Consider the following 19,651-nt stretch of genomic DNA (forward strand, 5'->3'; position numbering starts at 1 on the left):
GAAAGAATATTCGTATATCAATAAAAATCTTTAATCCTTTTTCTTTCAACGTATTATACCTTATTGTAGTTATGTAGTAAGATATAATCAATGAAAGAAAAAGAAAATATAATCATCAGGTATCCGTCTTTCCTATTAAGAATATCGGTGTTATTATGGATGTAGGTTTCTGCAATCTCTGACATACATGTTTCCTGAAGAAGTGTGCTTCCGTACTGTCCAATTGATAAGACAAAGCGATGATGATTGTGAGTGGATAAAGCGGAGCATATCCTCGCAGTCGTCCGTTCACGTAGACTTCCTGCTCCCCTGTATCCCTTTCGTCGGGTTGCAGGGGAGAGACTTTTAGTAGAAGTTGCAGACGATAATTGAGCTTCCTCCATGTTACACTAAAGAAATCCACTAGTTCACTCTCTGTCATGGCTATTTCGCCTTTGCCTTTGCAAGTGATTTGCATATTATCGCCCCACTCGAAATAACTGCGGTCTCTTTTTATTTGATGGTGATTGACATTCATACGGTTTCCTCCTTCGTTTCTTTTGTCTGATGTTTCCTTATCAACCTGTCCATATCCTCCGAAATCTTATTGTCTGTCACCTGTGCGTAGATTTGAGTACTAGATATAGAGGCATGCCCCATCATCTTGGCAATGCTTTCGATGGGTATTCCTGCACTTAAACTCATTGTACCGAAAGTGTGCCTTGCCATGTGGTAGGACAACCGTTCTCTGATGCCACACGCCTTACCCACGATGCTCAGCTTTGCACTCATCACGCTACGGCTACAAGCACAGTGAAAGATAAAGTCGTCACCTTTTTCTTTCACCATCTGCATTTCTTTCATGCTGGGTTGTTCTTCCTTACATTGATTGATGATGGCCTCCGCTATGGGGTGTAGTGGCACAATAAACTCCACCTTTGTCTTCTGCCTTTCTTTACGGATATATTTCTGTCCGTCGGCTGCCGTTTGAATGTGTCCAAATTGCAAATGTTCCATATCAGCAATAGCCAAGCCCGTAAAGCATGAGAAGATAAACATCCGTCTTGCTTGTTCTGCTTCCTTATCTATTACTCTCAATGCCATGAGTTTGGCAACATCGCTCTTTTGCAGAAAGCGTATCTTCTGTTCCGCTTTCTCATACTTGGCATTTTCAAAGGGATTACAGCGAATGAGCCTTTGACTGACCGCACGATACATCAGCCTACTCAGCCAACAAAGATAGCGATTCATGGTTGCTGTTGCCAAACCTCGCTTTTTCAGATAGAAACGGTATTCTTCAAACAAGTCTTCCGGTATAGTGGCTATGACTATATCCGTCATTCCCTTATCCTTTACAAACTCCGTAAGTAACTTATCTGAATAGAGAAGATTCTGATAGGTTCCCTCAGCTCTTGATTTGCCCACGCACACTTTAACGGACAGCAATTCTGCCTTGCTCATGGCAAGGAGTGTTGTCGGCATGGTGGCTATCCCCTGCAAACGGTTCTTGAGCAGTTCCACGCTTACCACTCCGTCCTTTATCAATATCTCCTGATAGGTCTTTTCTACAAGTTCTTTGAACTCGCCGATTCTTTGATTGGTTTTCTTGTCGGTTGTCAGTCCTTTCCTGCTGTTCCACTCGGAGGACTTGCACTGCTCACCTGTGGTGATAGCAGTGCTCTTACCATCTATGGTGATACGGCAGTGAATAGCAGTCTTGCCGTCTGCCTTTGTTTTCTGTCTGTTGATGTAAAACAATATCTTGAATGTACTTCTCATAAAAAATCTTGGTTAAATGGTTAAACGTAAATCCTCAGTGAAAGAGAGGAAACGGTTAAACTCCTCAAAGAGTTTCTGTGGGGTAACCTTCGCATAACGTTCAGTCATACTTACATTCGTATGTCCCAGCATCTTGCTGACCGTTTCAATAGGAACGCCCTGTTCCAAGGTGATAAGTGTGGCAAAGGTATGTCTTGCCGTGTGCGAGGTAAAGGGAAAAGATATACCTGCCCGTAATCGCAAGGCTTTGAGACAAGACTGATAAGTGGGATATTTGATATGGGGGAGCAGTGTTTCCCTTTCATCGCTGTGCATTTTCTCTATTAACCGAACAGCTTCCGGCAATAACTTGATACGACAAAGCACGCCCGTCTTTTGTCTGTTGAACTTCAACCACAAACTGCCTGCATCATCACGAACAAGGTGCTTCTTGCTTAGTTCCATCAAATCACAATAGGCTGCACCAGTATAACAGGCGAAGAGAAACACATCACGAGCAGTTTCCATTTCTTTTTCCAATTCATCAAAGCGGAGTGCCTTCAACTTGTCCAATGCTTCTTGGTCAAGTGCCTTGGGTACTTTCTTGTCTCCCCGTTCTATATGGACTTTGTCAAACAGAAGCGTATCAGCCAGTCCCTCACGATAAGCCAGCCTACAGACGGTCTTCAAATCTGCTGCAGCTCTGAAAAATGTGCTTTGCTGATGCCCGAGTTCACTAAGACAGAATGCTTGCAATTCGTAGATGAAGTTTTCTGTCAACTGCGAGAATGCCAAATCCGAAACATGATACTTCTTCTGTATAAACTCCTGCAATCGTTTTCGAGTGGAGTGATAGGCAGACATAGAGTCCCTCTTGATGTCTATACCGATATGACTCTCTTTCTCCTTGATGAGCATTTCCAGTCTCTCGATGAGCATACATCGTGCCTGCACACAGCCTTGAAACTGTTCCTTTACATCAGTTGCATCAAATGGCTGTCCTTTGGCAATTAGCGACTGATAGGTAGATTGAATGGAAAGCAACAAGTTCTCCAACCTTCCGTTAATCTCCACCGCCTCACGGCTCTTGCCGTCCATCCTGCTCTCACGGGAATTCCACAAGTCGGGGTTGCAGGAAAGTTTACAACTGAACTGTGCAATACTCCTTCCAAGTGTTATCCGCCCCATAATCGGGGCTTTACCTGATTTGCCTATACCGCTCTTTTTAAGGTAGAGCAACACCTTCATCTTCTCTGTTTTCATACGCTTTAATATTTGTGGGTAAAATTACCCGAATTAAAGCGCTCCTCACTTACGCAGAAAACTGCCGACCGAAGCAACAGCCACACGAGCGAAAATAATTCAGTTACCGAATACTGCACCATCGTTACCTATATCAAAACAAGGTAACACTCTGGTAACTGAACTTCTGCCTAAATCTGCATGTTTCTGCCCTTTACAAATAGAGCAGTATTATGCTGATTTATGTATTTCCTCCTCATTATCAGTTAGTTTACATCAGCTTCGATATTTCTTCTTTTTCATTGATTAGTTACACTGTAATCGCATTGCCTTTACACTGTAATCGCATTGCCTTTACACCGTAGACGCATTGCCTTTACGGTGTAGACGCATTCTTCGTCATGCTATTGCTATGACTGATAAAACGGGGATTAACAAGACAACCGTTGTCTTCCTTCCGGAAAACAACGGTTGTCTTGTCTGCTGAGCCTCTTGTCGGATTCGAACCAACGACCCCGAGATTACAAATCACGTGCTCTGGCCAACTGAGCTAAAGAGGCAGGTGGGCAAGCGATTCTTATCGCGCCGCTACAACCACGTACCCTTGCTACGTTCCCGTCCTGGGGGATTCCGAGGGAGCTGGCCGTAAGAGACTTGCCCGTATTCATTGAGAGGCCTTGCCCTCAAATGCAGGTGCAAAGGTAAGACAAATTGAGAAATAAAGAAAAATTATCACGACAAAAAAAGAAGATTTAACATAATTTTCCGGCTACCCTCACTCATCTACCTCCTAAAATGCGTACCTTTGCAGGCATAATATGATTAACGTCACATCTCTTATACAGCTGAAGGCCTTTGCCCGGCAGGATGGGGTCCTGCTTTTCCTTTTGTGGATTGCATCGTTTGCAGTCATTGTCACGAACCCCGCCTCATCGTGGGGCGGACTGCTTGCCATGGCCACGCCCTTTCTCGTCGGCTGGTTGCTCATACGTTTCCGCAATAATGCTCTCGACGGTGCCATTTCATTTCGACGCGGCCTTGCTTTCTCGCTCTATACGTTCTTCTACGCGTCCATGCTTTTCGCTGTGGCACAGTATGTCTACTTCCGTTTTCTCGACAAAGGCACCTTTCTCAATATGCTCATAACCAACGTCAAGACGCTGGAACCCGTCTACCGTGCCCAAGGCGTCCCCGTGAGAGAGTTGGAGCAGTCGCTCACCATGATCGGACAGCTGTCACCCATAGAGATCGCTTTCGTCTTCATGATGCAAAACGTCTTTCTGGGCTTCCTGCTCAGCTTCCCCATTGCATGGATAGGCAGAAAAAAGCCGATGGAAAAAATGGGTAAGATGGGAAAGGATATCAACCCATAAGAAACAATCAGAGAAATGGACATATCAGTAGTTATTCCCCTTTTCAACGAAGCAGAGTCACTGCCAGAGCTGCACGCCTGGATCCAGCGTGTGATGGCGGCCAACGGCTTCTCGTATGAAATCATCTTCGTCAACGACGGCTCTACCGACAACTCCTGGCAGGTTATCAGGCACTTAGCAGAGAGAGACCCGAACATACACGCCATCAAGTTTCGCCGTAACTACGGCAAGAGCCCGGCGCTCTACTGCGGCTTCAAGAAAGCTGAGGGCAATGTGGTCATCACCATGGACGCCGACTTGCAGGACTCTCCCGACGAGATCCCAACACTTTATCAAATGATCACTAAAGAAGATTACGACCTCGTTTCCGGATATAAAAAGAAACGTTACGATCCTTTGTCGAAGACCATCCCTACCAAGCTCTTCAATGCCACTGCACGCTGGATCAGCGGAGTGCACAACCTGCATGACTTCAACTGCGGCCTCAAGGCTTATCGCCGGGATGTGGTGAAGAATATTGAGGTGTACGGGGAGATGCACCGATACATCCCCTATTTGGCTAAGAACGCGGGGTTCGACCGCATCGGAGAAAAGGTGGTGCATCATCAGGCACGTAAATACGGACACTCGAAGTTTGGCATCAACCGTTTCTTCAATGGCTATCTCGACTTGCTGACGCTATGGTTTCTCACCAACTTCGGCAAGAAGCCAATGCATGTCTTCGGCTTCATCGGCTCTGTGATCTTTGTCATCGGCTTCATCTCACTCGTTTGGCTCATCGTGGAGAAAGCCATCGCTCTTCACCACGGCATCTACGGCGACCTGCTTGCCGACCATGCCTCATTCTATATCGCGCTGACAGCCCTCATTCTCGGCTTCCAATTCTTCGTCGCCGGATTCCTTGGCGACCTGATAAGCCGGCAAAACCCACAGCGTAACGACTACCAGATAGAAGAGACCATCTGAACATGAGGAAGCTCCTGTATTTACTCATCATCGCGGCCCTCTTAGGTGCCTGCTCTACCGTGGACTGCCCGCTCAACAACACCGTCTACACCTACTATGTCCTCCGTGGACCGGTGAGGACGCTGCCCGACACGCTTACCATTTCCACGCGTACGGGCAACGGCGCTGACTCTGTGCTCATCAACAAGCAAGTCAACACCGACTCTTTTTCCTTGCCCGTCAGCTATACCCGAAACGAGGATGTGCTGGTCTTCCAAACCAATCACCTCCTCGACACCATCAGTATAGAGAAAACCAACATACCCCATTTCGAATCAGTGGACTGCGGAGTCAACTATTTCCACACCATCACCGGTGTGAAATTCACCCGACACGCCATCGACTCGGTGGTGATCCATCATAACAGCGTCAACTATGATGTTTCTCAAAAACATTTCTATATTTATTTTAAGGAGTATCGCCAGTAGTCTGTTGCTGTTGTGTGCCTTCACTGCAGAAGCCCAGCGGCCACAGACAGGACAGCAACGGCTCACAAAAGACGAGCAGCTCCGCCTGCGCATGAAAGCCATTGACGACTCTATACCCTGGTGGCGAGGCGTCGAGGTGAAAGCCGATCTCATAGGGCCCATCCAGCGAGGCGTATCGTCAACGGGACAATACGAAGCTGGCGTAAGGCTCAATCTCAAGGACAAGTATTTTCCCGTTGTAGAACTTGGATGGGGAGAGGCTGACGAAAGCAATGCCGTTACCGGCATCCACTACAAGACGTCAGCACCGTATGGTAAGATAGGAATGGACTTCAATGTCATGAAAAACAAGCATGATATCTACCGGCTCTATGCCGGTATGCGCTATGCTTACACCAATTTCAAGTTTGATATCGACCATCCCGACGTCATCGATCCTGTGTGGGGCGACAAGGTGCCATTCTCAATGCATGGCGTGAAAGCCTATTACCACTGGCTGGAAGCCGTATTTGGCACGGATGCCAAGGTTGTGGGGCCTGTACGCCTTGGCTGGACCATCCGCTATCTGAGACGTCTGGTCCACGACGATGGTGATATCGGCAACACATGGTATGTGCCCGGATTTGGAAAGCAAGGCTCTTCGCACGTCTGGGGAACCTTTGAAATCCTGGTAGAACTGTAGGCTGCCACCTGATAGCCGTGACAAACGTTCGAGTACAGTGCCTCGGGGGGCAACCCCATCATTATTAAACAACAACACATGAAAAAGAAAAACATATTCAAGATTCTCTTTCTCACAGTGCTCACCGTGGCTTCGGTCATCATCATATGGAACCAGCAAACCACACCTTATCAGCACAACACAGGATTCATCTTCGGCACGACTTACAGCATCACCTATCAGAACAACAAAGACTTGCAGGCTGAGATAGAAGCAGAGATGAACGAGGTGGACGCGGCGTTGTCGCCCTTCAATAAACGCAGTATCATCACAGCCGTCAACAATAATCACCAGGTAAAACTCAACCAAAAGTTCATGCAAGTGTTCAATCTTGCCGAGAACATATCCCATGAGACCGATGGCGCTTTCGACATTACGGTGGCGCCATTGGTCAATGAATGGGGATTTGGATTCAGAAAGGGCGTGAACCCGACTAAACACGTCATCGACTCACTGCGCCAAATCGTAGGCTACCAGAAGGTTGCGCTCATCAATGGTAAGGTCGTCAAGAAAGACCCACGCATCAATCTGGACTGTTCGGGCATCGCCAAGGGTTATGGATCCGACTGCGTAGCCAATCTTCTGCGCCGCCACGGCATTGAAAACTTCATGGTTGAGATAGGTGGTGAGATTGTCACAGCAGGTGTCAACCCCGACCGCGTGCCATGGAAGATCGGCGTGACCAAACCCGTCGACAACCCGACACAACAAAATGGGGAGTTGCAGACGGTACTTAACGTCACTGATAAAGCCATGGCCACGAGTGGGAACTACCGCAATTTCTATTACAAAGGTGGCCGAAAATATGCCCATACCATCGATCCCAAGACCGGATACCCCGTGCAGCACAATATCCTTTCGTCCACGGTGATTGCCGACAACTGCGCTACGGCAGACGCTTACGCCACAGCCTTCATGGTGTTAGGGCTCAATAAGGCCAAAGCCATTCTTCAACGCCATCCCGAATTGATGGCCTACTTCATTTACAGCGACAAAAACGGAAAGAACACAGTGTGGTTCTCTCCTTCCATGAAAAAAGCCATTGCCCAATGAAGTGGGATTTATTAGCCTCATTGCCGCTTTTTATAGGCATGAGCCAAACCGAGCTGGAAAACATCTTGACACATACACGCATCGACTTCCAGAAAGTAAAGACGGGGGAAGTCTTTGTCAAGAGAGGTGACAAATGCGGGCGGTTGCTCATTGTCACACAAGGGACGATCCTGTGTCAGGCACGATCCGACGATGGAGCCTATAGCATTGAGGAGACGCTTGCGGCACCCATCATTCTGCAAGCTGACGGCATTTTCGGCAGATTCCAGCGTTATACGCATACGATAAAGGCTGTGACGGCTGTCAACGCCATCATCATTGAAAAGGAAGAAATACAGAAAATGCTGGCCGACTCACTTATCTTTCGCCTTAACCTCGCCGGCTTTCTCTCGACCCGACTACAGAAAAGAGAGCAGGATTTATGGGAACAGCTTTTCGTTCCACACGGACAAACACAAGCTGAAAAAGGCAACAGCACGCTACTGCACCGTATCAAGACCTTCCTACAACAGCGGTGCCTGTCACCTATAGGACATAAAGTGGTCCACATTAAAATGACTACTTTGGGCAATATCCTCGGTCAGAGACGCCAAAACATCTCGCGCATTCTCAATCAAATGCAAGAAGAAGGGCTCGTCAGACTTTCCAGATCCAAGATAGATATCCCCGATCTACAGAGACTTTAACGCTATCTTGACTTCTTGCCTAAAGCGCCATAGACAATCTTGGCGATGAGCGGGCGGGATGTCTCTTCCGTGAGACCGTGGCCGAGGCGTCCGTAGATAAACGGGACTTCGAGACCCTTAATACAATAATGTGTGATGTCGGCCACCATATCGATATTTTCAATATCAAACTCGCCGTCAGCTTTTCCCTCCGCATACACCTTTCGGAACAGTTCCATCTCGTCTTCATCGAAGTTCTTGCGTACTTTCTCCACCGTCCAGATATTTCTGAAGAACTCCGCACGAAGGTTTCCATTGCGAACCACGGTTTCCTTAATAGATGTCAGATGGGTATAGATCAGCTCTATAACCTTATCCTGCGGGGGAATCCGCTTGGAAGCCACTTCGTCGAGCTTGTCGCTCAACCGCTCCAACTCTGACTCGATGACCGCGTAGTAAATATCCTCCTTACGGCTAAAATAGGTGTAAAGCGTACGGCGACCTTTACCTGACGCCACAGCAATATCATTCATCGTGGTGCCATTAAGACCCTTCTTGGCAAAAAGCTGGCGCGCCACGTCAACCAGTTTTTGCCGTGTCTTGGATATCGACATTGAATTATCTTTATATAACTGCACGAGTACTGCACATTGATATACTGTGTGCAAAATTATCATTTTTTGATGAGACCGGCAAGCATGCGGGCAGAAAATAACGATATATATGACATTTTTTAAGGTTAGAACGATTTGTGTCCCTTCTTCGACTGATATGCACCCCCCATGAGAGCCCTTTTTCAAGTAACCTTGCGGCGAACTGAAATGCTAAGACAACCGGGCCGTATGGGAACGGAGAATTAGTTCTCTATTATTCACACTATTTCCTATAAAATCTGAAAAAAAATATAAGAAAAAGTTGTCTATTATAGAGAGAATGATTAACTTTGCATACATTTCCATTTTTGATGCAAGTGTGTAATTATAACGATAGTAAGATGGTAGTTGCAAAAGGGCAGGGAAATATAAATATCCTAACTCTTTTTAACTCGTTATGTTTGGTTAGCTCAGATATTTTGCTAACACACACACACACACACACACACACACACACACAGGCGCTACTGGTGTAACTTTTCTCCACAACATCTTCTTATACGCGCGCGTGAGACACGGCGCATCCCCTTTAGACAAAGGACATATATGTGGTTCCTTCGCCTGAATTCTTGTATCCCTTTGCGAAGGCTTGTCATTTGATATAAGCTTGGTCATTAGGGGGTATTCTACCATAAATGATGTTTAAATAATAATAAACCAGAATATTTATTTTATCAAGAAAATGAGAAAAAAGAAACTTTTATTTCTGTTGTTGTCGTTGATAATGTCGGCGACAGGAGCACATGCTCAGACAGTGGGAACAAGATTCAAGGTTGGTGATATAACCTATCAGATTTCCGCCAAGGATTTAAATAATCCTGCCAATAACACGGTGTCCATCTATGAAATTGGAGGCAGCGGCATTGTGAATGTTCCGGGGTCGGTTACCAACGAGCAGGATCACGAGAGCTATAAAGTTACCTCGGTAATTCCATGGATTCCCAATCAAATCAAGACCGGAGTTACAGAAATCGTGTTTCCTGAAACTTTGACATCTATCCCGCGCGGTTCTTTCAAGCAGTGTGACAACCCGACCTTTACCAAGGTTACCATTCCTGCCTCATGCACCAGCATTGGACCCGAGGTGTTCATCGTGAATCCCAGTTTTAAGGAGTTTGTAGTGAAGCCCGGTAACCCGAACTACAAGGCAGAGAACGGCGTACTCTACAGTGCCGACGGCAAGACCCTACACATGTGTCCTCCCGGAAAGGAAGGAGACCTGTTTATTCCAGAGGGCGTAACCAAGGTAGAAGTTTGGGGAATTGGTCAATGCACCAAGTTAGGGAAGATTTACATTCCTTCTACCTTAACAGAATTCTATGGACCTTCTTTCGTGTGTTCGGGGCGAGAATATGAGGTGAGCGAGGCCAATCCCCGACTCAGCACCATCGACGGTGGCGTGCTCTGCAACAAGAACCGGGACGCCATCATCAGTTATCCGCACCATCATAGAGGCAATGCCAGTCCGCACCCCTATACCATCCCCTCAAGAATCAAGACCATTGGGCGAATGGCTTTCTATGTAAGCAATGTAAGTGAGCTGCACCTGAATAAAGTGGAAACCGTCAGTCCGACGGCCTTCCAGTACTCCTATGCACTGACAACCATAAACATCGGACCCAACGTGAAGGACATCGGTGAGTCAGCTTTCTCAGGCTGTGCCAAGCTAACACACATTAATGTAGACACCAACAATCCCTCTTACAAGGCCGTTGGTGACGTGCTGTTCAATAAGGCTGGTGACCACTTGATGCTGTGTGCCACAAAGAAGTCCGGCGACTACACGGTTCCTGCTGGCGTCAAGTATATTGACGACCATGCTTTCCTCGGTACAACAGACTTGACAACCATTACCGTTTCGAAAGATGTGGAGGAAATTGGGATTAATGCTTTTACCGGCAGTGCTATCAAAGCCATCAACATTGAGAGTGGCTCAAAGTTGAAGACCATCAAGAGTGAGGCTTTTTCCCAGGCGAACTCCCTGACCAAAATAACGATTCCTGCATCTGTAACAACGATACAGCCCAAAGCGTTCACCTCCATGGACGCTTTGAAGACGGTAACATTTGAGGGCGGCTCACGGTTAGAGGAGATTACTAAAAATTCTTTCAGCAACAATAAAAACTTGGAGAATGTTGTCTTTGCCGGCAACAGCAGCTTGAAAACCATTCAGCTGGAAGCGTTTGCCCATGATCCAAAACTGAGATCATTTGAGATGCCCGCTTCCGTGACCTCCATCGAGCAAGGTGCTTTCCTCGATACACCGTCACTGACCACCGTTACTTTCAAGGCTCCGGCATCCATCTCAACCATCGGACAAGGTGCCTTCGCTTACAGCGGCATCACGAACATCACACTGCCCGAGAGCGTTACAAAGATAGAGCAGCAGGCCTTTGACAACTGCCAGAAACTGAAGACCATCAACATCCCCAAGAATGTATCAAACATTGAAACGGGTGCTTTCAACTTCTGTGAGTCTCTTACTGCAATCAATGTCGATAAAGACAATTCAAGCTACTCTTCCCTCGACGGAATGCTTTGTTCCAAGGATAAGAAGACACTTGTTACTTTCCCGGCAGGTAAGGCAGATACCAAGTACACCCTGATTCCTTACTTTACGACTGTAGGGCAGTACGCCTTTTATTCCAGCGACAAGGTGACGAACATCACCTTCCCAAAGAGTGTGACCGGAATCAAGACCCGTGCCCTTGCGCTCTGTAAGAATCTGAAGTCGCTTAGCTTCATGGGCACCGACAATGTTCCCACGCTGGATGCCGACATCTTGTACCAGTCAACAAATCCAAAGGACGTCACGATCTTCGTTCGCAAGAAGTGGTACGAGAGCAACAGATCTGTCGTGGATAACTACAACAACATGTTCAAGGAGGTTCATCCGTCATTCGTCTCCGCAGCCGGCTACGACCGTGGTACAGAGTTCTTCCCGACATCAACCGACAATGTAGGCGTCATCAGCTTCTACACACCACGCACCTCCGTCATCATTGACAAGAAGGCCAAGGAGAGTGCAAACACTGATGTTTACGGCAAGGCTTGGCCTGAAAAGACCTACACGGTCAGCTCAGTTCTCGACTTCGCCTATCAGAACGATACCAAGGTAAAGGCTATTGTCATGCTTGCTGACATCGGTTCCATCGGACTGGATGCCTTTAGGGCCGGCACACAGCTTAAAGGACTGTATTTCGTTGGCAACACGCCGGCGACTCTCAATTCCATAGGCTATGAAATGCCTGATGACTATCCCTTCAACGACAACCAAAGTATCTATGTCAAGAAGAGTAAGGTAGATGACTATAAAAAAGTATGGGGACAGGGCCATACGCTGAATATTACCTACAGGATACCGCAGACTACCAGCAGGAACGGTGGCTCAGTGTGCTTCCCCTTCGATGTGGTTTATCCGCAGAACTTGGGCGACAATGACATCAAGCCATACGTTCCGATGGAGTACACTCATGCCTACGACACAGGCAATCCGTTCGTAAAGGCTTACAGCATTGACAACTATTACGTTCCGGCCTTTGTCGGCGCACTCATCCGCAGCAAGGAGACTGCTTCGGTAAACTCCTACTGCCGGATGGACGAGACGCAGGCACACGACAAATCGGCCCTGACCAACCTCGGCTACAACGAGACAGGCAACAACTGCATGATGGGAGCCGTGGAAGATACCCTTATTCAGAATGTGAACGGCTACCAGTATTATGCCTTCAGCAAGAGCCAGGGCAAGTTTGTCAAGCTCGAGGCCGGTGTCAATTTCCCCTATTTCAAGGCTTACCTCCGCATGGCCGGCCAAACACCTTCTCATGCCATGGGATTCATGATTGTCTTTAATGACGGTTCGACTGTTACCGGCATCGATGGCCCGACAGATGCAACTGAGGGGGAGGATACTCCTTATTACAATCTGGATGGCATGAGAGTCAACAAGCCGACAAGAGGTATTTACATTCACAATGGCAAGAAAGTAATTATTAAGTAAATGGAGGAACGAAGAATGAAAAAAACAGTATATGCGAAGCCATTCACAGAGGTAATTGCAGTGAATAATTACGCTTTGATGGAAACATGGAGTATCGGTGTCAACAACGACCATACCATTGGTCCCGGCGACGAGGGCGACATCGGTGCTAAAAAAGGCTGGTTTATCGAGGAACCGGAAGATAGTTTAAAGAATTATAATCCTTGGGAGGACTAATCATATTATTAATTTTCGGGAGGTGACATCCATAGTCTCCTCCCGAAATTATTAATAAAGGCGTAAGAGAATATTTCAAGGAATTTGGTGACATACCCGGCGTCTATCTCAAGCGAATCAAGGGAGATCAAAAATGAGCAGAGACGGTCACGCCGTCCCTATCATCTTCACTTTCTCCTCGAACTCGTCACGTTTGCCGAGGGCACCGTTGCGTACCTTTGCGCGGTAGTTGTAGATTGTGTTGACCGAGTAGTGGAGGCATTCCGCAATTTTCGTACTGTCGTCCATGCCCAGGCGGATAAGGGCGAAGACACGGAGTGGGGTGTTGAGGCGTGAGGGATCAGGAAGCACAAACTGGGCATCAGGGCGCAACAGTGCGTTGATTTGGTCAACAAAGGAAGGGAACAGATTGAGAAACGCGTCGTCGAAATGTTGGTAGAGAGCCTCCATATCCTTGCTTTTCATACCAGCCGTACGCGTCAGCTCCAACACTTTGTCGTACTGATGGTTTTTCACCATCCTGTTGACTGACAGCCTCAGCTTGTCGAGTTTGTCGATGTAGAGTGAACACGTGGTGAGGAATCGTCCGATGTAGGCTTCTTTCACGCGGCTGCTCTCGTCAAGCTGACGGTTCGCATTAGCGAGTTGTTGTCGTTGCCGCATCATGTAAGCCAGGGAGACGATGAGCACGACCGACAACATACTGACGAGTACAACGAGGAGGGCGAGTTGCCGGTTTGTCTGTGCCTCTTTCTCCTGAAAGTTGCTGTCGATGTTGCGCAATATCGGTGATATCTGCCAGTTGCGCACGCGTGCCCCGAAGAGGTTGGCAAACTGCCAGGCGTAGTCGATGTAGCGGTGGGAGCGGTCGATGTCACCACTCTTGTCAAGCTTGTCGGCAAGGATCCACAATGAGGCCTGGTTAGTCACGGCATTGCGTACGTCAGCCAACGCCGACTCCGTGAGCCAGTAGAGGGCTTCGTTCTCACACCCCATGCCCTCTAATTCCACATAGCGGAAATAGGCGACGATGGCGTAAGCGTGACTGCCTTTTGACGCAAGGCGCAGACGAAGGTCGTTGTATAGTAGCGCACGGGCGAAATCCTTGCGGCTGGAGCATGTTATCTCACGCTTCATCAGCACCGCCTCACTCGAAGCAGGATAGACAGCATACATGGAGTCGCGGTAACTGTCGGCCTTGTGAAAGAACTGCGTGCGGAGAAGTTTGTCGCCCGTATAAGAGGCCATCTCCCCATAAACGTGATTCAGCGCGTAGTAGTAGTTCTGCCAGCCTGTCCTGTCAAGCTCCTTGCGGTTAAGCTTGCTGAGAGTCGTCAGCGCCTCAGGATAATACCCCGCGATAGAGAATTGTGTGGCTTTCTGCGCACGGCACGACGCTGCAAAAGCCGTATGGCCCAATGCCTGAGCCAGCGAGATGCAACGGTCAAGGTACACCAGGGCTGAATCGGTCTGAAAAGACATGTAACCTTTGTAGAGCCGATAGCTGAGCTTGAAACGTTGGGGCAAGCTATGGGTTGCGGACAACTGAGCCTTTAGGCGGTTCAACTGTTGCTCGTGAGCCGCGATATATTTAGGGCTCTGCTCCAATGCCTCGTCGAGTACGTGATACTGCTGGTAAGCCAGAGCGGGAGAGGCTGACATCAACAGGAAGGCCAGGACGCAGAGAAAGCGGAATAAGTTGTTTCTCATTTTCACTGTTAATAGATTTATTGTTGATTGCAAAGTTACGAAAAAAAAGCAATATGATGGTAAGTTATGGCGTAACACAATGGAATTTTAATACAAATGTTACCACCAATTCATTTAATCGAATAAGATATAACTCACTGGTTATAAGTTCACTGAATGATTATTTCCTTCCACTTCTACCACTTTTTACACCCCAAGGCTAACAGCGTACCATATTTCTTCTTACCTTTGCAAAAAATAATACTATCAGTTGAACGATAAGAGCATCGATCCCTTGTGGGAGTGCAGATGAATCTAAAATAAATATCATAAAACTAAAGATCATGATGGAAAAACAAAGAAAAACCTCAGCAGTCAGTCGGTTACTGGCCATGCTCTTCATGGTCTTGCTCACCACACCATCCTTTGCCCAAATGGGCAAGGTGTCGGGTACAGTGGTCGATGCAGACAATCAACCCATCATTGGTGCCTCTGTCGTTGCTACCGACGGTCACACAGGCACCATTACCGACCTCAATGGCCACTTCTCCTTGAACGTAAAGCCGGGAACATCTCTAAAGATTACTTATGTGGGATTCAAGGCCGCTACCGTGAAAGGCGGTTCGGGTGTTCATGTCATCCTGCAGGAGGAGAGCAACACGCTCAACGAGGTTGTCGCCATCGGTTACGGCTCCGTGAAGCGTAAGGATGTGACGACAGCCGTCTCCACAGTCTCAGCTGAAGACCTCAGCACGCGTCCCATCGTCTCTGCCGTACAGGGCATGGAGGGTAAGGCAGCCGGGCTGCAAGTGTCGCAGGCCAGCGGTACGCCGGGTGCTACACCGACCATTCGCGTGCGTGGTACCACATCTCTTAACGGAAGCAACGCCCCACTCTTCGTCGTCGACGGTGTGCCGATGACAGACATCTCCTTCCTTGAAGCCAATGACATCGACAACATGCAGGTGCTCAAGGATGCATCCTCCGCAGCTATTTACGGATCGCGTGCCGCAAATGGCGTCATCATCATCAACACCAAGAAGGGTAAGCAAGGTGTTACGAAGGTAGAACTCAACGCACACTATGCTTTCAATACCGTACGCGACAACCAGAAATCACTCAACACTGCTCAATATAAGAAACTGATGGACGAGATCGGACTCATCAAACTGCCCGACGGACTCACTGACCAGACCGATTGGAAAGACGAGGTCTACCGCACCGGTGGCGTACAGGACTATCAGCTTCAGGTGACCAACGGCAATGACCGCCTGCGCTATATCATCTCCGGTGGCTACACCGGTGAGACAGGAGTCATCATCACCTCAAGCTTCAAGCGATACAACGGGCGTGTGGCGCTCGACAACGACATCAAACCGTGGCTCAACCTAAGCACTAATATCAACTATTCCGATTATACCTATAAAGGTACGGGCATCATCAGTGGTACGGGCGCCAACCGCGGTGGTGTAGTGCCGGCCATCATTGCCACACCGACCTATGCACCTATCTGGGACCCCGACAATCCCAATCAGTACTACACTACGTTCTACGGCGCTAACATCGATTCGCCCTTAGAAAGCCTTGCCCGTACGAAGGACAACAAGAGTGAAAACGCACGCTTCATTGCTACAGGTAAGGCTACGGTAAAATTCACCAGAGAACTCAACTGGACATCCACCTTTACCCTCGACCGCACGCAGACCACTACCACCAATTTCCTTGATCCGGTTTCGACCCACGACGGCCGTGACACAAAAGGTGAGGGATCGGACAACCGTTACACCAATCAGTTGCTTATCTGGGATAATGTGGTCAACTGGAAACACCATTTCGGCAGGCATGGCCTCGACGCCATGGCCGGATCTTCCTGGACCAAGAGCGACTGGAAGCACAGCTACATCGACGGTTACGACTATGCTGACGACAAGATTAAGACCCTCAACGCCGCCAACCGCATCTCATGGACTGGTACAGGCTCCGGGGAGTCGCAGTGGGCGATCATGTCTTACTTCGCACGTTTGCAATACAACTGGAACGACACCTACATGGTCACAGCCAACATGCGTGCTGATGGCAGTTCCAAGCTTGCCCCTGGTCATCGCTGGGGCTGGTTCCCATCGTTCTCCGCAGCATGGCGTATATCTAACGAACCGTTTATGAAGGATATCTCGTGGATCAACGACCTCAAACTCCGTGGGGGATGGGGTGAGACCGGTAATCAGAGTGGCTTGGGCGACTATGGCTATCTCGCACAGTACAGCATCAACCGCGTGCAGTGGTTCGGTGAGGGATACGACATTAACGCCGTACCTACACGCACACAGTCGACGCTAAGCAATCCCGAACTGACCTGGGAATCAACCCATCAGTTTGACTTTGGTTTCGATCTAACAATGCTCGGCAACCGTCTCACGCTTTATGCCGATTACTATTACAAGCGTACAAAGGACATGCTTATGAGTATCACCCTTCCTGCTGGCTCTGCAGCCGCACGCAGCCTTACTTACAATGGAGGCGAGATGGAGAACAAAGGATTTGAGTTCACTGTCAGTTCAAAGAACTTTACAGGAGCGTTCAAGTGGAACACTGATTTCAACATCTCCTTCAACCGCAACAAACTGAAAAGTCTGAAGTTCGTGCCTATCCAGTGGGCAGCAGGCACATCAGAGGTCGTAGCAGAATATGTGGTGCGCAATGTTCCCGGACGTCCGCTTGGCAGCTTCTACGGATACGTGGCTGAGGGCGTAGATCACGAGACCGGTGACATGATTTATAAGGATGTGAATGACGATGGCATCGTCTCAGCTTCAGACCGCACCTATATCGGTGACCCGAATCCCGACTTCACCTATGGCATGACCAACACATTTTCCTACAAAGGCTTCGACCTGAGCATCCTTCTCCAGGGTACCTATGGCAACGATGTCTACAACGTCTCCCGTATGGAGACCGAAGGTATGTACGATGGCCGCAACCAGTCGACTCGCGTGCTGCGTCGCTGGCAGATTCCTGGTCAAGCCACGGATGTGCCGCGTGTGAACTGGAACATCAAGAACTCCTCTTATTTCATTGAGGACGGCAGTTACCTGCGCGTAAAGGATGTCTCACTTTCTTACAACGTTCCGCTCAACATCATCAGCCGATTTGGGTTAACGAAACTGCAGCCTTACGTTTCGGCCACCAATCTCCTTACGTTTACGAAGTACAAAGGCCGCGATCCGGAAGTCAACCAGTATGGCGACAGTGGTGCCGTACAGGGCCTCGACTGGGGTACTTATCCTTCCAGCCGCTCTTTCGTACTGGGTGTGAAAGTGGAGTTTTAATTCTTAAAATCGTATCATCATGAAAACTAAATATATCATATTTGCTGCTCTCCTGACAATGCTGGCCGGTTGCTCGCTCGACTATGATCCCGTCTCCATCCCAACGGAGATAACGGAGGGTAAACTCACCGACACCACGAAAGCGGTGCTCGCTGACCGGGATGCTGCTGTCTCGCAGCGCAAGGCTGTCTATGAGCTGCTGCGTAACCGCCAGGAACACATGCACCTTGACTATGTTCTGCTCGGCGATTGCCACTCTGACAATGCCTATGTAGGTACAGTGGGGGCTGAGGTCGTGCCCTATGAGACCAACACGATTGATGCCAGCAACCCTGACATGGCACGCGACTGGAGCCGTTACCTCGAGGATATCGCCACGGCCAATGTGCTTATCAATGGTGTAGACCAGCTCATGAGTGAAGGCAAGGTGACAGAGACAGAAGGACATCAGTGGAAAGCTGAAGGTGAGATTTCCCGTGCACTCAATATGTTCCGTATGACGCGTATCTGGGGATCGCTGCCTATGGTGACTACCATTCCAAAAACCATTACGTCGAAGAACATCGACTCCGTCTATCCGGCTTACTTCCCACCAAGAGCCACTACAGAGGAGTGTTACAAGCAGATCATCAGTGACTTGACCGATGCGGAACAGTATGCTCCCGACTTTGATAATGCTGACCGCACTCTGCTCTCAAAGACTGTGGCACAGGCACTGCTCTGCAAGGTCTATGCGGAGAAAGCCGTGCAGGATTATGACAAGGTCATCAGCTATGCAGAGAAAGTGCGCGCTACCCCCGGGCTGACACTCGAACCCGATTTTGCTACACTGTGGGGCTGGGATTCCTCGAAGAAAGATTGCATGAAACGTAACACCTCAGAGGGAATCCTTGAAGTGCACTGGTATTCGGGTGCAGGCAACTGGGAGTCGTGGATGTTCGGCCGCTGTTTGGAGAACTATGATCAGTCATTCTCGTGGGCTAAATGGGCCACACCTTCACGCGACCTCATCAACGATTTCAACAATGAGGGAGATACGGTGCGACGCAACCAGACCATCGTCTACTATCAGTGCGGTTGGTCCAATTATTATCCGTCAGACCATTATCCGTTCATGTATAAACTGCGTTCCGGGTACAATAATGAATATATCCTTCGTTTAGCCGATATCATGCTTCTTGAGGCCGAGGCTTATGCTTACAAAGGCGATCTCTCGAACAGTGCAAAGCTCGTCAACATCATTCGTGAGCGTGTGAAACTTAAAGATCTTGACAGTTCTAAAATGAACTCAAAGGATGCTATGGTCGAGGCCGTGCTCCATGAGCGCCGCCTTGAGTTGGCGCTTGAGGGTCAGCGTTGGTTCGACCTCGTGCGTAACGGAAAGGTGGAAAGTGTGATGAACAATCTCAATAGCCGTGACTCAGGAAGACTGAAGTTAGCCAAGAGTTACAATGCCAACTCTTACCTCCTGCCTATCCCACAGACTGCACTTGACGAGAATCAGAATCTCACGCAAAATCCAGGTTATTAAACTAAAGATTTT

Annotated in this window: 15 protein-coding genes and 1 tRNA gene; 10 read left to right on the forward strand and 6 right to left on the reverse strand. The window is 48.5% G+C overall.

Annotated elements, in window-relative coordinates; genetic code table 11:
- Nucleotides 1–115: 115 nt before the first annotated feature.
- From PREMU_RS08685 to PREMU_RS08700, 4 genes are all read right to left on the reverse strand, one after another.
- On the reverse strand, nucleotides 116–517 hold the full coding sequence (locus tag PREMU_RS08685) for a hypothetical protein (protein ID WP_006949187.1): 402 nt from the start codon (nucleotides 515–517) through the stop codon (nucleotides 116–118).
- The gene (locus tag PREMU_RS08690; protein ID WP_007574588.1) at nucleotides 514–1,758 is read right to left on the reverse strand and encodes a site-specific integrase; all 1,245 of its coding nucleotides are present in this window, start codon (nucleotides 1,756–1,758) and stop codon (nucleotides 514–516) included. The genes PREMU_RS08685 and PREMU_RS08690 overlap by 4 nt, the downstream gene beginning before the upstream one ends.
- Nucleotides 1,759–1,770: 12 nt before the next feature.
- Nucleotides 1,771–3,000 (reverse strand): site-specific integrase, encoded by a 1,230-nt coding sequence (locus tag PREMU_RS08695; protein WP_007574589.1) that lies wholly within the window; start codon nucleotides 2,998–3,000, stop codon nucleotides 1,771–1,773.
- A gap of 465 nt (nucleotides 3,001–3,465) precedes the next feature.
- Nucleotides 3,466–3,539: transfer RNA gene (locus PREMU_RS08700), tRNA-Thr, on the reverse strand.
- Nucleotides 3,540–3,797: 258 nt separating this feature from the next.
- Here PREMU_RS08700 and PREMU_RS08705 point away from each other — a divergent pair.
- The 6 genes from PREMU_RS08705 to PREMU_RS08730 all read left to right on the forward strand — a co-directional run bounded on the left by PREMU_RS08705 (nucleotide 3,798) and on the right by PREMU_RS08730 (nucleotide 8,245).
- Entirely contained in the window at nucleotides 3,798–4,352 is a 555-nt protein-coding gene (locus tag PREMU_RS08705) for a DUF4199 domain-containing protein (RefSeq protein WP_007574590.1), read from the forward strand.
- A 15-nt stretch (nucleotides 4,353–4,367) separates the two neighbouring features.
- Nucleotides 4,368–5,318, forward strand: coding sequence for a glycosyltransferase family 2 protein (locus PREMU_RS08710; RefSeq protein ID WP_007574591.1), 951 nt, complete (start codon nucleotides 4,368–4,370; stop codon nucleotides 5,316–5,318).
- Nucleotides 5,319–5,320: 2 nt separating this feature from the next.
- Entirely contained in the window at nucleotides 5,321–5,785 is a 465-nt protein-coding gene (locus PREMU_RS08715) for a DUF6452 family protein (RefSeq protein WP_007574592.1), read from the forward strand.
- Nucleotides 5,733–6,467, forward strand: coding sequence for a DUF6048 family protein (locus PREMU_RS08720; protein WP_007574593.1), 735 nt, complete (start codon nucleotides 5,733–5,735; stop codon nucleotides 6,465–6,467). The genes PREMU_RS08715 and PREMU_RS08720 overlap by 53 nt, the downstream gene beginning before the upstream one ends.
- A gap of 78 nt (nucleotides 6,468–6,545) precedes the next feature.
- On the forward strand, nucleotides 6,546–7,559 hold the full coding sequence (locus PREMU_RS08725) for an FAD:protein FMN transferase (protein WP_007574594.1): 1,014 nt from the start codon (nucleotides 6,546–6,548) through the stop codon (nucleotides 7,557–7,559).
- On the forward strand, nucleotides 7,556–8,245 hold the full coding sequence (locus tag PREMU_RS08730) for a Crp/Fnr family transcriptional regulator (RefSeq protein WP_007574595.1): 690 nt from the start codon (nucleotides 7,556–7,558) through the stop codon (nucleotides 8,243–8,245). Before PREMU_RS08725 ends, PREMU_RS08730 begins: the two co-directional genes overlap by 4 nt.
- A 2-nt stretch (nucleotides 8,246–8,247) precedes the next feature.
- On the opposite strand, the gene PREMU_RS08735 is transcribed toward PREMU_RS08730, so the two are convergent.
- Nucleotides 8,248–8,838: a TetR/AcrR family transcriptional regulator gene (locus tag PREMU_RS08735; RefSeq protein ID WP_007574597.1), complete on the reverse strand. Its 591-nt coding sequence runs from the start codon at nucleotides 8,836–8,838 to the stop codon at nucleotides 8,248–8,250.
- Nucleotides 8,839–9,559: 721 nt separating this feature from the next.
- Here PREMU_RS08735 and PREMU_RS08740 point away from each other — a divergent pair.
- On the forward strand, nucleotides 9,560–12,877 hold the full coding sequence (locus tag PREMU_RS08740; protein WP_007574601.1) for a leucine-rich repeat domain-containing protein: 3,318 nt from the start codon (nucleotides 9,560–9,562) through the stop codon (nucleotides 12,875–12,877).
- Between the two features lie 15 nt (nucleotides 12,878–12,892).
- A complete protein-coding gene (locus PREMU_RS08745; protein WP_156803987.1) occupies nucleotides 12,893–13,093 on the forward strand; it encodes a hypothetical protein in 201 nt (66 codons plus the stop codon).
- A gap of 147 nt (nucleotides 13,094–13,240) precedes the next feature.
- Here PREMU_RS08745 and PREMU_RS08750 read toward each other — a convergent pair whose 3' ends face one another.
- Nucleotides 13,241–14,803 (reverse strand): DUF6377 domain-containing protein, encoded by a 1,563-nt coding sequence (locus tag PREMU_RS08750; RefSeq protein ID WP_007574603.1) that lies wholly within the window; start codon nucleotides 14,801–14,803, stop codon nucleotides 13,241–13,243.
- Between the two features lie 323 nt (nucleotides 14,804–15,126).
- On the opposite strand from PREMU_RS08750, the gene PREMU_RS08755 reads away from it, so the two are divergent.
- Nucleotides 15,127–18,108 (forward strand): SusC/RagA family TonB-linked outer membrane protein, encoded by a 2,982-nt coding sequence (locus PREMU_RS08755; protein WP_040558200.1) that lies wholly within the window; start codon nucleotides 15,127–15,129, stop codon nucleotides 18,106–18,108.
- A gap of 19 nt (nucleotides 18,109–18,127) precedes the next feature.
- Nucleotides 18,128–19,639, forward strand: a complete 1,512-nt coding sequence (locus tag PREMU_RS08760) for a RagB/SusD family nutrient uptake outer membrane protein (protein WP_007574606.1) — start codon at nucleotides 18,128–18,130, stop codon at nucleotides 19,637–19,639.
- The last annotated feature ends 12 nt before the right edge of the window (nucleotides 19,640–19,651 follow it).

It is taken from the genome of Hallella multisaccharivorax DSM 17128 (assembly GCF_000218235.1).
Classification (GTDB): domain Bacteria; phylum Bacteroidota; class Bacteroidia; order Bacteroidales; family Bacteroidaceae; genus Prevotella; species Prevotella multisaccharivorax.